We start from the raw sequence: 14,691 nt of genomic DNA, 5'->3' as shown, positions 1-14,691 counted from the left end.
TCATGCGGACTCCTTGCTGGCCTGGATCCGCGCGGCGGCGAATCGGGAGGTGGCGCCGACGACGACGGTGTCGACGCGGTACTCGACGCCGTCCGCTGCGCGGACGCCCTGGTCGACGATCGCGTACGCCGGCCAGTGCACCAACCGGGCCCGCGGGTCCTGCAACGCCGCGTAGTAGCTCGGGCTCACCTGGGTGCGGCCGGAGTCGTAAGCGCGGTGCGGGGTGAGCTGGCGCCGGGTCCAGGCATCGCGGACCGCCAGCCGCAGCCAGGTCTTCGCCGCGACCCGGCGCAGTGGCGGGGGCACGCCGACGGGCGTGACCCAGGCGGGACTTTCCTCGAACACGACGACCGAGGAAGCCGTGTGGAGCAGCTCCGGCAGGATCGAAGCGGCCTCGGCACCGGTGGCCAGCAGAGCCACCCGTTCACCGACGTAGGAGTGCTCGAACCAGTCGGTTCCGGTCAGGAGACGGGCCATCAGGCGACCGCCTCGGGAGACAGGCCCTTGACCCAGGACTGGGGCTTGCCCAGGAGCCTCGCCGGCATCTTCCCGGTGAGCTTGACCATCGGGTCGGCCAGGAGCCGGTGGTAGGGGTGCTCGCGGTCGGTGATCATCCCCGCCAGCACGCGGAAGATGTGGTACGTCGGCACGTACCGGGTGTGCTCGCCGCGTCCGCCGATCTTCGCGAACCGGCGGACCGCGTTCATCAGCTTGCGCTCGTCCAGGCCCATCCCCACCACGTTGTCGCGGATCTTGTTGATCAGCGGCACGAACACCACGATCAGCCCGACGAGCACGCGCGGGTCCAGGAGCCCGACTCCCTTGACGAGGTTCTCGACCGGGCCGCGGGCTCCGATCAGGTCGAGGACCTCGAAGTCGGTGGTGATGTGCCGCGCCTCGTCGGAGTTGATGTGCCGGAAAACCTCGTGGCACACCGGGTCCTTGACCTCGTCGGTGAGGAACTTGACGAGCGCTCCGTCGAGCGCGACCTCGAGCATCGGGATCAGCGCCGCCAGACCGGTCAGCGGGAGCTGGTCGCCGTAGGTGTCGAGGACCTTGATCGCGAGCTTGACGTTGATGTTCGGCTCGGGGACGCGGCCGTCCTCGAGCATGCCCCAGCGGCGCATGAGGGCGAGTTCCGCGTTGGCGTGCTTCTGCTCCTCGGCGTGGAAGTAGCGGTAGATCTCGCGGATGGCGGGCGTGGGCGCCTTCTTCGCCAACGCGGCGAAGCCACGCGCGCCGATGTGCTCGATCCAGACCAGATCGGCCATGAACGGCTTCATCCTGGCCCGCGTCTCGTCCGACATCGTCTCCGCGCCCGGCGCGTCCCAGTCGATGTCGGCCAGCGACCACTGCTTCTCGATGATCTTCGCCAGCATGGCGTCGAAGTCATAGGTCACAGGTCTGCTCCTTCGGGATCCGCTTCGGTGCTGAACGGCGCTACTCGCGCGAGCAAGCCGCCGATCCGTGCGTGCGCGGCCGGGGTGAGGCGCTTGCTGAGCCAGATCGCGCGGGCGTCGAGCTGGGGAACGACGTACAACCGGCCCTTGTCGTGCCCGTCGAGCGTCATCCGGGCGACCTTCTCCGGCGACATCCCGACCACGTCGGCGATGCGAGCCGCGGCGCCCGATGCCGCGCGGTCGATCAGCTCGCCGCTGAAGATGTTCGTCCGCACGAACGTCGGGCAGAGCACCGTCACCCGCACCCCGGTGCCGGCGAGCTCGGCGGCGAGGGTCTCCGACAGGCTCATCACGCCCGCCTTGCTCACGTTGTACGCCGCCATCCTCGGCCCAGCCGCGAACCCCGCGGCCGATGCCACGTTGACGACACCGCCGCGGCCCGCGCTTTTCATCGCGGGCAGGAAGTGGTGGCACCCGTGGATGACGCCCCACAGGTTGATTCGCAGCGTGCGTTCCCACTCTTCGAGCGGCGTGTGTCCGACGGTGTAGCCCCCGGCTCCGATGCCTGCGTTGTTGATGAGCAGCGTCGGGGCTCCGTCGAACCACTCGATGCAGCGGTCCCGCAGACTCGCGACTTCCTCGGAGCCAGCGACATCGCACCGTACGGCGAGACCGACGCTCCCGGCTGCTTCGACGAGAGCAACCGTTTCCTTGGCGCTGGCTTCGTCGATGTCGGAGCAGACGACCCGGGCGCCGCGCTTCGCCAGCTCGATCGCGAACGCGCGCCCGATTCCGCTGCCTGCGCCCGTGACAACGGCTGAAGCGCCCTTCGTCACGGGCCTGGTGAATCCGATCATGCCGTAGCCACCTCCGCGGGGACTGGCCGCGCCGAACCGCGCGGCAGATGGGTCTCGATGAAGTCCGCGATCGCGGCCAGTCCGGCCTCGCTCTCCGGCAGCACGGCGGTCATCGCCTGGAAGACGTGCATTAGCCCCGGCCAAATCCGGTGGTCCACGGTGAAACCCGCTGCCTCGATCCGGCGAGCCAGCTCGGTGGCGTCGGCGGCGAGCATTTCCCGGGAACCGGCGTGCACCAGCGCGGGCGGGAAATGCTCCAGGTCGTCGAAGGCCACGCGCAGCGCATCGCTGCGGAGTGCCTCCTCGTCGGCGTACCGGCGCAGGACGCGGCGCGCGACCGCGGCGGCGGCGAACGGGTCGCGCTCGATCCAGTCGCGGACCATGCCGCGGGCGAGGTCGAGCTCCACGACGGGCGAGAGGGCGACGAGCGCGGCGGGGAACGGCCGGCGCGCGCGGACGAGTTCGAGCACCAGCAGCAGGGCCAGATGACCGCCCGCGGAATCGCCGGCGACCACGATTCCGGCGGCGTCGTGGCCCTGCGCGACGAGCCAGTCCCAGGCGGCGCGCACGTCGTCCGACGCGGCGGGATAGGCGTGGGACGGCGCGAGGCGGTAGTCGACCGAGAAGACCGGGAGACCGGTGCGTTCGGCGATCTGCGAGGTGAGGCCGCGGTGGGTGCGGCTGGAGCACACGACGTACCCGCTGCCGTGGATGTACAGCACGACGCCGTCCGAGCGGTCCGCGGCAGGCGTGCGCACCCACTCGCCGCGCACGACCGGACCAGCGCCCTCCTCGACCCGCTCGAACGTCGCGCCCCGCACCGGACGGGATCCGAACCGGAGCCCCGCGGCGATGAGCGACCGGCTCACGAGCGTGCCGGCCCGTCCGTTCGGGATGAGCCGGGTCAGCGGCCGCCAGGTCGCGCCGAGCAACCCCATCGCCGCGCGGCTGCGCAGCGAGAGTCCCGGGGCCGGGTAATTCTGAAGGCGCATGCCCTCAGATTGGAGGTTCACGCCTTCGGCTGTCAAGATCGGGCCATGGCGCGAGTCGAGAAGGGACGGCCCTACGGCGGGAAATCAGCTGACGAGCGGCGTGCGGAGCGCCGGGCCGCACTGCTGCTCGCGGGACGCGAACTGTGGTGCGAAAGCGGCTGGGCTTCGGTGACGATGCGCGGTGTCTGCACCCGCGCCGGCCTCACCGACCGGTACTTCTACGAGTCGTTCACCGGCCGGGACGCCCTGCTCGTGGCGGTCGCCGAGAGCGTGCGCGACGAAATCCTGGCCCTCATTCTCGAGGCGGTGCTGCCGCGTCGCGACGCACCGCTGCGCGTACAGCTTCGAGCCGCCCTCGAGGTCGTGGTCAGCCAGATCGCCGACAACTTCGGCACCACCCAGATCTTCTTCGGCGAGCACGGCGGCAGCGACGTCCTCGAGTCGATGCGGCGCGACACCGTGCACGCCGTCGTCGACATGTTCATGACGTACGCCGAACCGAAACTCGCCCCGGAGGCGTCCGCCGCCGAATTCCGGGTGGCACTGCTGGTAGGCATCGGCGGCTTCGTCGAAGCGGCGACGGCATGGCGCTCCAAAGCCGTGCCGATGACCGCGCCGGAGCTGATCGACACACTGATGCGGATGGCCGAACGCCTCGCGGTCGGGTTCGTGGATTTGTCCTGAGCGGCGACCGCGCGCCGCCTCAACGGTGCTCGATGCGCCCGAGTTTCGCGTGGCCCAGGATCGGGTAGCCGAGCAATCCGATCGCCACAACGCCTTTCTTCGGCTGGCCTCCTACCCACAGGACCCCGGTCGCCCGGACGGTCGGGACGACGGGGGAATCGCCGATGGACACCGTCCGGGATCCTTCCGGTGAGGTGACCCGGCAGGTGAGTTTCCGGCGACTGCCGCCGTTTCTCAGCGAGTCGGGGACGATCCGCAGTGGCGTCCAGTGGGTTGCCCGAACTGCCCGCGGTGCGCGGATCAGCCACTGGTGCAGGGATGTCGCTGACGTCCAGACCAGAGCGCCGGCCAGATAAAGCCCGAGGAACGTGGCGAGCCCGAGGAGTTCATCGGATTGCCGGTAGGTGTGCAGCAGCAGGGGCACGTAGGTGGCGACCAGCCAGGCCGCCAGTGCGAGCTTCGTGATGGCGGCCGCGATTCTCCGGGGCCGGTAGAGCCGGATGATGAGGTCGAGTTGCTCGTTGTGCGTCGGAGGCGGCACCGGAGCCGACACCGGATGCGCCGAACTCGGCAGTTCGCGGGCGCGCAGGACGGCCGTGCTCACGGTGCCTGGCACCACGAGCCCTGCCCGGCCCGAAGGTTCGGGGCCTACCACCCAGACATATCCCCTGCTGTTGATCAAGCCGTTGACCACTGGCGGGCCGATGCGGAACCACTGGTCGTCGGCCAGCCTCAGGTACAGCGCGCGCTTCGTGGCCCGGAGCATGCTGCCGTCCACGGGCACTTTGCGGAACGGCAGGTCGAGCAATCGCTCCCGCGCTTTGTGCGGGGCACGGAAGGCGGCCCGGACGAGCAGCCAGAGCCTGGCAGCCACCAAAGCAGTCGCGACGGCGGGAAGTGCGAGGTAGATCTTCGACCGGGCGAACACGATCAGCGCCACGCCCGCCGCTACGAGGGCGAACAGGAGCACGGCGCGTCTGCGCAATTTGCCCCGGTTCCAGCGCAGGCTCGGCGCGAACGATCGGTCCTGATTCGCCGGCAGACCCTCCTCCGGCTCGAGAACTACGACGCGGTCCGCGGGCGGCGTGTCGGCATCGGGGACTGCGCTCATCGGCGGATCCGTCCTGACCAGGCGGCTCCTGATCGGACCCGGGTGAGCAAGAGATTAGTACGCGAGCCGCCGAGCATCGCCAGCCCTCGCGATCCGCGGCGGCCGCTAACGATCGCGCGGGAAGCGCGTGGCACAACTGCGCATCCCGAAATTCGCCCCTAAAACACTTTGCCCATAAGTCTAGTATTCAGGTATGCCTCTTTTCAGCAGGTTCAGCGCCCTCCCCGCCGCAGTCACAGTTCTCACGGGAACAACAGCCCTGCAGATGACACTTGTCGCCGTCGGAAACATCACGGACTTCGGCACCAATCAAGATTTCGTCCGCCACGTTCTGGCGATGGACACTACATTTCAATCGCCCAACATGATGTGGCGCGCCATAACCAGCCCCGGGCTTGCCGATGCCGCCTACCTTGCCATCATCGCGTGGGAGGTTCTCACCGCGCTGGTGCTCATTTGCGGATTTATCGGCTGCATACGGAACCACATATCCGGGCACGCTCTGTCGACGGCCTACAAGCTGTCCGGTCTGGGCTGGGTAATGCAGTTGATGCTTTTCGGGATCGGTTTCCTGGCGATAGGCGGAGAGTGGTTTCAGATGTGGCAATCGAGCAAATGGAACGGTCTCCAGGCAGCCCTTCCGCACATCATCATCGCCTCGTTCGGTCTCGTGCTCGCTCACCTCGCCGCGAAAGATTCACCGCGGCGCTAGGACGCAAGCGAGTCGAAGCATCCGGTCCGTGGTCACCGGATGCGCAGGCCGTCGAAGAGGACTGACACGATTTGCCGCGCCTCGTCCTGCCATCCGTCGGCGACCTGCAACGCGCAGATGCCGCCGAGTGCGTGCAAGAGGGTGGTGCCGGTGATGTCGTCCCGCACGAGACCCGCCGAGGCACCCGCGGCGAGCAGCCGGGCGAGGGCGTCCGCCATCTGAGTGCGGGCCTCGCCGAATACCGGCGAGTTCGTCGTCATGATGTGCTGCAGGGCCACCGCCATTCCCTTGCCTACGGCGGCGTGGTCGACCAGCAGCATCAGGAAATGCCGCAGCGCCTCGTCCGGGGACCGCGTCTCCAGCAGCGCGGCCGGTGCGTCGCACAGCTCGTCGACTTCCTTGCGGTAGACCGCTTCGATCAGGGCTTCGCGCGTCTCGAAGTGGCGGTAGAGCGTCCCTATCGCGACGCCTGCGTTGCGAGCGATGTCCTCGACATGCGCATCAGCGTCTCCCGCGAGGAAGGCTTGCCGAGCTGCGGCCAGCAGGGCTTCGCGGTTGCGCCGGGCATCAGCACGCAACGGACGGGACGACGGCACCAGAACCTCCATAAGGTGAGTCCGACTCCGTTTGTGTACTGTTAACGGAGTCAGACTCACCTTACTGAAGCGAGGCCTGGATGAAGCCGCCAGGAGAAGAACTGCACGGGCTGCGGGTCCTAGTGACCGGCGGCAGCCGCGGCATCGGCGAAGCGACCGTCCGCCGGTTCGCGGCAGCCGGGGCGACCGTGCTGGCTGCCTCCCGCACCGCACCCGCGGACGGTCTGCCTGCCACGTTCATCGCCGCCGACCTGTCGAGCGCGGAAGGCGCCGCCGAGCTCGGACGGCGCGTCACCGAAGCCGTCGGAGGAGTGGATGTCCTGGTCAACAACGCCGCCGCGGCCAGCTCCGCGGCTCCGACGCTGAGCCGCACCGACGAATCCTGGTTGGCGGACCTGGACATGAACCTCCTCAGCGCCGTCCGTCTAGACCGCGCTCTCGTGCCCGGCATGGTGGAGCGCGGGTCCGGCGTAGTCGTGCACGTTTCGTCGATCGCGAGCCGGCTGCCGCAGCGCACCGAAGCGTCTTACGCCGCCGCCAAAGCAGCGCTCAACGCCTACAGCCGCGAATTGGCGACCGAGGTCGGTCCGCAGGGGGTGCGGGTGGTGTGCGTGCTTCCGGGTTTCGTGGTCACCGACGGCGCGCTCGCCCATCTGCAGCGCATCGCCGATCAGCGGGGCGTTGGCCTCGACCAGGTGAAACAGCAGATCGTCGACCACCTCGACATCCCGATGGGACGGCCGGGAGAACCGGAGGACGTCGCGGAGATGATCGCGTTCCTCGCCTCGGACCGGGCCGGCTGGCTCACCGGAGCGCAATTCCGGGTCGACGGCGGGATCATCCCCGCCCTCTGACGAGAGGAAACCCATGCGCACCACCCTTCTTTCCCTGGTGATCGACGCCGCCGAGATCGACGCCGAAAGCGCGTTCTGGCAACGGGTGCTGGGCGCCTCGGTCACGAAGACCGCGAGCCACCACTTCCTCCAGGCCGACGGATTCCCCGCGCTGGTCGTGCAGGCCGTGCCCGGCCACGTGCCGCCGACCTGGCCGGACGGAAACGACCAGCAGCTGCACTTCGACCTGCGCACCGACGACCCGGCTGAAACGCACCGGCTGGTCCTGGAGGCAGGCGGACGGTGCCTGGAGCCCGGTCAGCGGTCCGGCGTCCGGGTCTACGCCAGCCCCGCGGGACACCCCTTCTGCGTTCGGTCGACCTGACCGCCGAATGCGGGCAGCTCAGCTGTCGGCGCGCGGCACCATGCCGAACCGCTTCAGCAAGAAGGCGAGCCAGTGCGTCGTGTGGGCGACGCCTTCGGATCGGCTCGTGGCGGTTCCGTGCCCGACATTTTCCCACACCCGCAACAGGATCGGCGGGGCAGCCCCCGCCGCGGCTTGCGTTCGTGCGATGAACTTGCGGGTCGGACCCGGCGGGCACGCGACGTCGGCGCCCCCGGCATGCACGTAGAGGGCGGGATACGCGACATCGGGCCGGACAAGTTGGTACGGCGACATCAGGGCTAGCCGGGCGATGTCGTCCGGGTCTGCCAGGTCGCCGAATTCGGCGGTGACGGCGAACCGGCCGTACGGGTGCCGGTGGCATCCGATGAGGTCGGCGACCGGGCATTGGGCCACCACGGCCGCCCACAGCTCCGGCCGTTGCGTGAACGCGGTCGCGGCCATGACTCCGCCGTTGCTCCAGCCGGTCACCGCGAGCTTGTCCGGAGAGGTCACGCCGCTGGCGACGAGGTGTTCGGCGATGGCGTAGAGGTCGTCGTAGCTGTTCTGCTTGTTCTTGACCCGCCCGGCGTCGGCCCAGTCGGATCCGAGATCGCTGCCACCGCGCTGGTGGGAGATCACCAGGGCGCCGCCGGCCTCGACGAAGGCCGCCACCGGGCCCGGGAACTGCGCTGGCCACGAGACGCGGCCGCCGCCGTACGCGGTGATGAGAGTCGGCAAGGTTCCGTCCGCGCCGTCCGGGAGGACGAGGTGGTACGGCACGCGGGTGCCGTCCTGGGACTCGGCCCAGCGGAGGGAGACGGTCGCGCCCGCGAGGCGCACGCGCGGCGGGCACAGCGTCTCGACCTGGGGCGAGCCCAGGCGGTAGCGGTAGAGGCCGGGCGAGGAAACGGGAGTGGAGAACAGGAACACGAACTCGTCCGGATGGCCGTCGGGAGCCAAGCCGGCTGTCGGCAGGACCTCCAGCGGCAGCGCGCCCCGGCCGGGAAGCGGGATTTCCTCCAGCTCCCGTCCGTCGCGGTCGAAAACCCAGGCGCGCGCCTCGGCGTCGACCGACCCGGTCACCACCAGGCGGTCGCCGACCAGCCTGAGGTGGCTGAGCACGCGACCGGATTCCGGGACCAGTTCCGTCCAGGTCGCCGGATCGGCCGGAACGGCGGCGTCGAACGGGATCGCGACGATCCTCCCCCGCGGTGCTCCGTGGTTCGTGACAGCGACATACCGGTCGCCGTCGATGACGCCTGCGACCGACGAGTCGAGCCCTCGGACGAACGGCCGCCACGTCCGTTGCGGCAATTCGCAGACATACTCCGGAAGCGGCCACACGGCGGTCACCACGGCGCGCTTGCCGTCCGCGGACACCTGCACTGTCGGCGCGTGGACGACATCGACCGGTTCGGGTTCGCTGGCCGGTTCGCCGCCGACGGTGTGGAAATAGGCCCGGAAGGCGAACGCTTCGGAGGTCAGGTCGCCTGCTGTGTAGAAGAATCCCGAGCTGTCCGGCAGCCACTGCGGGACGACCGTCGGCCCCATCGTCGGCTGCGGGATCCGGTCCGGCAGCCGTTCGCCGGTTTCCGTGTCCAGCAACCAGATCTCGGCGAGTTCCGAGCCGCCCTCGCACACGCCCAGCGCGGCGATCCGGCCGTCCGGGGAGGGCACGAACCACGAGATCTGCCGGGTTCCGTCGGCATTGGGGTCATACAGCACCCGGCCGGGGCCGTCCGGGAGGTCGGATGCGACGAGCACCGCACGGTCCGGGTAGTCCGGCCCGGGGCCGCGGTCGAGGCGGAACCAGCGGCCGCCGGCGAAACGCGGGGCCGGCTCCACCATCCAGTTGGCCGAGCCGGTGCCGTCCGCGACACAGCGGTCGACCGAGGTGCGGAGCGCGGCCAGATGGGGCCAGTCTTCGACGAACGCGTCGGTGAGCGAGTTCTGCGCCTGCTGCCACGCTTCGGTTTCCTCGCCGTCGTCTTCCAGCCAGCGGTAGGGATCGGGGAAGCTGTGGCCCGCGACCGTGTCCTGCGCGTCGACAGTCCGCGCCACCGGGTAGTCCAGCTGTTCGTCGGCCATCGCTCGATCCTTCCGCCTAGCCGGTGTCCGTTGTGGACGGATCCACTGTGCCCCGCCGCCGCCCGGATTCCGAACGACAGGTGGCGCGCAAGCAGCTCGATCGCCGCGACACATGTCGATCGCGGAACGGGGTTCTCCCGCGCCAGAATCGGCGGCACTGAGCACCTGAACTGCGGAGAGGCCACGATGAATGCGGATGCCGTTGTCGTCGGAGCGGGGGTGATCGGGTCGGCGGTCGCGCTGGAGCTGGCCCGGGCCGGGCGCCGGGTGGTGGTGGTCGACCGGGCCGCGGCGGCGGGCCAAGGCTCGACCAGCGCGTCCAGCGCCGTGATCCGGTACAACTTCTCCACCCTGGCCGGCGTGACGACGGCGTGGGAATCGCACTTCTGCTGGTCGTCCTGGGCCGATCACCTCGGCCACGACGTCGGGGACCTGGCCCGGTTCACCCGCAGCGGCATGGTCATGCTCGACGTGGACGCCGCTCCGCGCGCGGGTTGGCTGCCGCTGTTCGACGAGGTCGGCGTTCCGTACGAGGAGTGGGACAGCGCGACGCTGTCGCGGCGGTTGCCCGGAATCGACAACGGTCGCTACTGGCCGCCGAAGCGCATCGAAGACGACCAGTTCTGGTCCGACGCGGCCACGACGCTCGGCGCGGTCTACACCCCGGACGCTGGTTACGTCAGCGATCCGCAGCTGGCCGCGCAGAACCTGGCAGCGGCCGCGGCGAAGGAGGGCGCGGAGTTCCGGTTCCGCGCGACGGTCGCCGGGGTGGAATCGGAAAACGGCCGGGTCGGCGCGGTCGTGCTGGCGGACGGAACGCGGATCGCGGCCCCGGTGGTGGTGAACGCGGCGGGGCCCTGGTCGGGCAAGCTCAACCGGATGGCCGGGGTCGGGTCGGACTTCGCCGTCTCGGTGCGGCCGATGCGCCAGGAGGTCGCCCACGTGCTCGCGCCCGAGGGCTATCACCCGAGCGGCGGGGTCGGGCCGTCTGTCGCGGACATGGATCTGGGCACGTACTTCCGCGGCGAAGTCGGCGGCGGGCTGCTCGTCGGCGGGACCGAGCCGGAATGCGATCCGTTCCAGTGGCTCGACGATCCCGACGACGCCGATCCGAACCCGACGATGGCCGTGTTCGAAGCGCAGGTGACGCGCGCGGCCCGCCGATTGCCGGCGCTGCGCGTGCCGAACCGGGCGCGCGGGGTGGTCGGCGTCTACGACGTGGCCGACGACTGGACGCCGATCTACGACCGGACCGAGCTGCCCGGGTTCTACGTCGCGATCGGGACCAGCGGGAACCAGTTCAAGAACGCGCCGGTCGTCGGCCGCCTGATGAGCACCCTTATCGAGCAGGTCGAAGCCGGAGCCGACCACGACGCACACCCAGTCCAGTACACCGGTGTCCACACTGGCCTGTCCATCGACCTCGGCGCGTTCTCCCGCAAACGGAAACACCACCAGAACAGCTCCGGAACCGTGCTCGGCTGACCGCGCTCCTCTGTGGACGGTGGTAGCGTCGGTGCTCGGCACGGAAGAGCGCGCGAAGCGGAATGGACGCCCATGTCCGACGGTGACCTCCAGTCCATTGTGGACGATCTGGCCGAGCGCCTGCACCGCTCGGTGGCCATCGACGACCCCGCGATCCGTCTTCTCGCGGCCAGCCGCCACTTCGGCGACGAGGACGCCGTCCGGGTCGGCTCGGTGCTCAACCGGGCCGTGCGGCCTGAGATCACCACCGGTCTCTTCGCGTTGGGCATCGCCGGCTGGACCGAACCCGGCGTCGTCCGCGTCGAGGGGGCCAAGCCGAGATTGTGCGCGCCGGTGCGGTGCAACGGCATGCTGCTCGGCTACCTGTGGCTCATCGACGAGGACGGCTCGTTCAGCGAGTCCGAACTGTCGGCAGCCGCGGCCGCCGCGGACTCCGCCGGCTCCGTGCTTTACCGCAGGCTGCTGCTGCACGAGCGGTCGAAGGCACGGCACGAGGGCATCCTGCGCGAACTCGTTTCGCCCGACGCCGACATGCGCGCGCAGGCGATCGCGGACCTGCGGGCCGAGCAGTTGTTCGGCGAGGACCGCACCTGCTTCACCGTCCTCGCGGTGCAATGCCGCGTGTCCGGAGCAGCCGCGCCGCCGCAGGAAGTCGCCTTTGAAGCGGCGATCGAGGAGGGCGTGCGCACCGTCGTGGACGACGTCGCGCTGATGGTGGCCAACCGCTCACGGGGCTGGCTTCTCCTCATCCAACGGCAACCGCCGGCGCGCGCTCTCGTCGACGCGATCGCCGAGCGGATCACCAGCCGGTTCCAGCGGCTGACCGACGGCGCCGCGCGGCCCGTCGCCGGTCTCGGCGGAACCGTCACCGAACTCGACGCCGTTCTCGAGTCGTATCAGCAGGCGTCGCTGGTGGTGCGGGCCGCGTTGCTGCTGCCCAGCGTCGGCGACCTGGCCCGCTGGGGCGAACTGGGGCCCTACGAACTGCTGCTGAAGCTGCCGCCGGACGACCTGCGCAGCAGTGCCCGCGTTCCGGCACTCCAGGCCCTCGATCGAGAAGACCGGCACCACGTCCTGCTCGACACGCTGACCGCCTTCTTCGACCACGGCGGCAACATCCAGCGCACCGCCGACACGCTGCGCGTGCACCGGGCCACGCTTTACCAACGGCTCAAACGGATCGAGCAGATCACCGGATGCAGCCTCGACGACGGCGACGACCGGCTCATGCTGCACCTTGGCCTCAAACTGCGCCTGCTCGCCTCCGCGTACGACGACCGGCTCGGCGGCTGACCGGCGCCGGCGCCCGCGACAAACGCGCAGCATCTCCCGCGCAAGACGCGACCGTTGTTGATTCCGGGCCCGCCGCGACCGGCGATACGTTCGCTGGCATGGCAGAACCGAGCGATCCGACTCGTCACCTGGCCGACGAGCTGTGGGCACATCTCCAGCGCACCCAGCCGCACTTCGCGCTGCACGCCGGCGAACCGGTCACGCAGCTTCCCCGCGGCACGTACGAGGAAGCGAGCGAAGCCGCCGCGCTGGGCCGGCGGATTCTGGCCGGACTCGACCGGGCCCCGGAGTCCGATGTGGACACTTCCCTCGCCGCTGTCGTCCGTGCGCTGGCCACCCAGCTGGCCGGAGCCGACGAGGATTACTGGTGGAGCTTCCCGGTCGCGCCCTACCAGAGTTTCGGCTGGACCCTGTACGGCCAGCAGGTGTTCCGCCCGTTCGCCTTCACCGCCGGCGACGAGGCGAAGCGCTATCTGTCCCTCGTCAACGACTTCACGCACACGATCAAGGCCGCGCACGCCAAGCTCATCGGCCAGGCCGAACAGGGCATCGTGCTGCCGCGCCCCGCGTTGCCCGGCTTCCTGGCCGCTGTCCGCGCACATCGGGCCGCCGCGGCCGAATTCTTGCGGCCTGCGGAGTCCCGCCTGGCTGACCTCGATCCCGCGACGCGCACGATGCTGACCGACGGCGTCGACCGGCTTGTCGCCGACGACCTCTTGCCCGCCTTCGACGCCGTTCTCGCGCACCTGGAGGGACCGGGCGCGCAGAGCGCCGTCGACGGCATCGGCCTCGGCCAGTACCCGGGCGGGCATGAGGCCTACCGCCGGTTGGTGCGCCACTACGCCACCTACCCCATCGAGCCTGAAGAAGTCCACGAACTCGGTCTGAAGGCCGTCGCGGAGCTCACCGAGCAGCTGGCCGAAATCCGCCGCGAGGTCGGCTTCGACGGCGACGAGACCGCCTACCGAGCCGTCCTCGAAGCCGACCCCCGTTTCCACGCCCCCTCCCCCGAACACGTCGCCGACACCTACCGCAGGCACATCGACGCGATCGAACCGCTGCTCGACCAGTGGTTCAGCGTCCGGCCGCGGGCCGCCTTCGGCGTTCAGCGGCTCGACCCGGAGCTGGAGGCGGGCATGACCTTCGGCTACTACGAGCAGCCGATCGCCGCGAATCCGGTCGGCCGCTACCGGTTCAACGGATCCGGCCTCGCCGGACGCGCGCAAATCTCGGCCGCGGCGCTGATCTTCCACGAGCTCGTGCCCGGCCACCACTTCCACCTGGCCCGCCAGTCCGAGGACGCCACCCTGCACCCGCTCCAGGGGCAAGCCGCCGCGGAATCGCTCGGTGCCTACTGCGAAGGCTGGGCCGAGTACGCCGCCTCGCTCGGCTTCGAAATGGGCCTGTTCAGCGACCCGTGGGACCGTTACGGCGCCTGCCTGCACCAACGGTTCGTGGCGCAGCGGCTGGTCGTGGACACCGGCCTCAACACGCTCGGCTGGTCCGAGGACAAGGGCCGCGCGTACCTGTCCTCGACGACCATGGAGTCGCCGGCCCAGGTGTCCACCGAAATCCTGCGGTACGGCACCGATCTGCCTGCCCAGTCCCTGTCCTACCGGCTGGGTTTCGAGAAGTTCTGGGAGCTGCGCCGCACCGCCGAACGCGCGCTCGGCAGCCGGTTCGACGTGCGGGAGTTCCACGAAACCGTGCTGGGACAAGGCACTCTTCCGCTCACCGCCGTCGAGCTCAATGTGCGGGCCTACGCGAACCGCTGACCCGACCGTGCCAAGAACCCGCCCCGAATCAGGAGGTCCCGTGCCTGCCTCGATGTTCATGTCCCCCGAACACGTCGCCCGGATGAACGAACTGCTCGCTGCTTCCGCCGAAGTCCGGGCCGCGTGCGCGGATCTGGACGGGGATTGCGAAATCGCCTACGAATTGAGCGACGGCCCGTCCGGCACCGTGCATTGGGTGCTGCGCTTCGACCGCGGCCTCGGCGCGCGCTTCTCCCTCGAACCGTCGCCGCGGGCCGACATCACGTACTTCGGCGACTGGGCGGACGTCATCCGGACCAGCCGGGCCGCGCACGCCGGCGAACCCGTCGAGGAGAACCTGACGGAATCCGGTGACGCGTCCGTCCTCGAACGAGTCGCCCACGCCTACGCCACCGCCCGCCGGGCCGCCACAGTGCCGGTCGAATTCCCCGACGTGGGCCCGGCCGAGGCGCGATGAACGCACCTCGGCCGGAGCTGACG

General features: G+C 69.7%; 15 protein-coding genes. 8 read left to right on the top strand and 7 right to left on the bottom strand.

All coding sequences use genetic code 11. The annotated features are described in order from the left end of the window. Genes PUT80_RS15705 through PUT80_RS15690 form a run of 4 tightly spaced genes read right to left on the bottom strand, consistent with a single transcriptional unit; the run spans position 1 to position 3,249 of the window. The gene (locus PUT80_RS15705) at positions 1 to 477 is read right to left on the bottom strand and encodes an FAD-dependent oxidoreductase (protein WP_275292472.1); all 477 of its coding nucleotides are present in this window, start codon (positions 475 to 477) and stop codon (positions 1 to 3) included. Next, complete coding sequence (locus tag PUT80_RS15700) at positions 477 to 1,400, bottom strand: ferritin-like domain-containing protein (RefSeq protein WP_238604795.1); 924 nt, start codon at positions 1,398 to 1,400, stop codon at positions 477 to 479. The genes PUT80_RS15705 and PUT80_RS15700 overlap by 1 nt, the downstream gene beginning before the upstream one ends. Beyond that, positions 1,397 to 2,257, bottom strand: a complete 861-nt coding sequence (locus tag PUT80_RS15695; RefSeq protein ID WP_275292469.1) for an SDR family NAD(P)-dependent oxidoreductase — start codon at positions 2,255 to 2,257, stop codon at positions 1,397 to 1,399. Before PUT80_RS15695 ends, PUT80_RS15700 begins: the two co-directional genes overlap by 4 nt. Then, positions 2,254 to 3,249, bottom strand: coding sequence for an alpha/beta hydrolase (locus PUT80_RS15690; RefSeq protein WP_275292467.1), 996 nt, complete (start codon positions 3,247 to 3,249; stop codon positions 2,254 to 2,256). The genes PUT80_RS15695 and PUT80_RS15690 overlap by 4 nt, the downstream gene beginning before the upstream one ends. 45 nt (positions 3,250 to 3,294) lie before the next feature. Between PUT80_RS15690 and PUT80_RS15685 the strand changes: the two genes are divergently transcribed. Further along, positions 3,295 to 3,933: a TetR/AcrR family transcriptional regulator gene (locus PUT80_RS15685; protein ID WP_275292465.1), complete on the top strand. Its 639-nt coding sequence runs from the start codon at positions 3,295 to 3,297 to the stop codon at positions 3,931 to 3,933. 19 nt (positions 3,934 to 3,952) lie between these two features. Here the strand turns inward: PUT80_RS15685 and PUT80_RS15680 are convergent, their stop codons facing one another. After that, positions 3,953 to 5,044, bottom strand: a complete 1,092-nt coding sequence (locus tag PUT80_RS15680) for a hypothetical protein (protein WP_275292463.1) — start codon at positions 5,042 to 5,044, stop codon at positions 3,953 to 3,955. Positions 5,045 to 5,237: 193 nt separating this feature from the next. Between PUT80_RS15680 and PUT80_RS15675 the strand changes: the two genes are divergently transcribed. Next, complete coding sequence (locus PUT80_RS15675; RefSeq protein WP_275292461.1) at positions 5,238 to 5,756, top strand: DUF2165 domain-containing protein; 519 nt, start codon at positions 5,238 to 5,240, stop codon at positions 5,754 to 5,756. A gap of 32 nt (positions 5,757 to 5,788) precedes the next feature. On the opposite strand, the gene PUT80_RS15670 is transcribed toward PUT80_RS15675, so the two are convergent. Further along, the gene (locus PUT80_RS15670; protein ID WP_275292459.1) at positions 5,789 to 6,352 is read right to left on the bottom strand and encodes a TetR/AcrR family transcriptional regulator; all 564 of its coding nucleotides are present in this window, start codon (positions 6,350 to 6,352) and stop codon (positions 5,789 to 5,791) included. An 80-nt stretch (positions 6,353 to 6,432) separates the two neighbouring features. On the opposite strand from PUT80_RS15670, the gene PUT80_RS15665 reads away from it, so the two are divergent. Both PUT80_RS15665 and PUT80_RS15660 read left to right on the top strand, forming a co-directional pair. Then, the gene (locus tag PUT80_RS15665; protein WP_275292457.1) at positions 6,433 to 7,206 is read left to right on the top strand and encodes an oxidoreductase; all 774 of its coding nucleotides are present in this window, start codon (positions 6,433 to 6,435) and stop codon (positions 7,204 to 7,206) included. Positions 7,207 to 7,219: 13 nt separating this feature from the next. Continuing rightward, a complete protein-coding gene (locus PUT80_RS15660) occupies positions 7,220 to 7,570 on the top strand; it encodes a VOC family protein (RefSeq protein ID WP_275292455.1) in 351 nt (116 codons plus the stop codon). A gap of 18 nt (positions 7,571 to 7,588) precedes the next feature. Here the strand turns inward: PUT80_RS15660 and PUT80_RS15655 are convergent, their stop codons facing one another. Continuing rightward, a complete protein-coding gene (locus PUT80_RS15655) occupies positions 7,589 to 9,658 on the bottom strand; it encodes a prolyl oligopeptidase family serine peptidase (RefSeq protein ID WP_275292453.1) in 2,070 nt (689 codons plus the stop codon). A 186-nt stretch (positions 9,659 to 9,844) separates the two neighbouring features. Between PUT80_RS15655 and PUT80_RS15650 the strand changes: the two genes are divergently transcribed. The 4 genes from PUT80_RS15650 (at position 9,845) to PUT80_RS15635 (ending at position 14,668) form a co-directional block, all read left to right on the top strand. Further along, complete coding sequence (locus PUT80_RS15650; RefSeq protein WP_275292451.1) at positions 9,845 to 11,143, top strand: FAD-binding oxidoreductase; 1,299 nt, start codon at positions 9,845 to 9,847, stop codon at positions 11,141 to 11,143. A gap of 72 nt (positions 11,144 to 11,215) precedes the next feature. Continuing rightward, the gene (locus PUT80_RS15645; protein WP_275292449.1) at positions 11,216 to 12,436 is read left to right on the top strand and encodes a helix-turn-helix domain-containing protein; all 1,221 of its coding nucleotides are present in this window, start codon (positions 11,216 to 11,218) and stop codon (positions 12,434 to 12,436) included. A gap of 98 nt (positions 12,437 to 12,534) precedes the next feature. Then, positions 12,535 to 14,211, top strand: coding sequence for a DUF885 domain-containing protein (locus tag PUT80_RS15640; RefSeq protein ID WP_275292447.1), 1,677 nt, complete (start codon positions 12,535 to 12,537; stop codon positions 14,209 to 14,211). A gap of 40 nt (positions 14,212 to 14,251) precedes the next feature. Then, positions 14,252 to 14,668 (top strand): hypothetical protein, encoded by a 417-nt coding sequence (locus PUT80_RS15635; RefSeq protein WP_275292445.1) that lies wholly within the window; start codon positions 14,252 to 14,254, stop codon positions 14,666 to 14,668. The last annotated feature ends 23 nt before the right edge of the window (positions 14,669 to 14,691 follow it).

It is taken from the genome of Amycolatopsis sp. La24 (assembly GCF_029087445.1).
GTDB classification, from domain to species: domain Bacteria; phylum Actinomycetota; class Actinomycetes; order Mycobacteriales; family Pseudonocardiaceae; genus Amycolatopsis; species Amycolatopsis nivea.
This window is presented reverse-complemented; position numbering and strand designations above follow the sequence as displayed.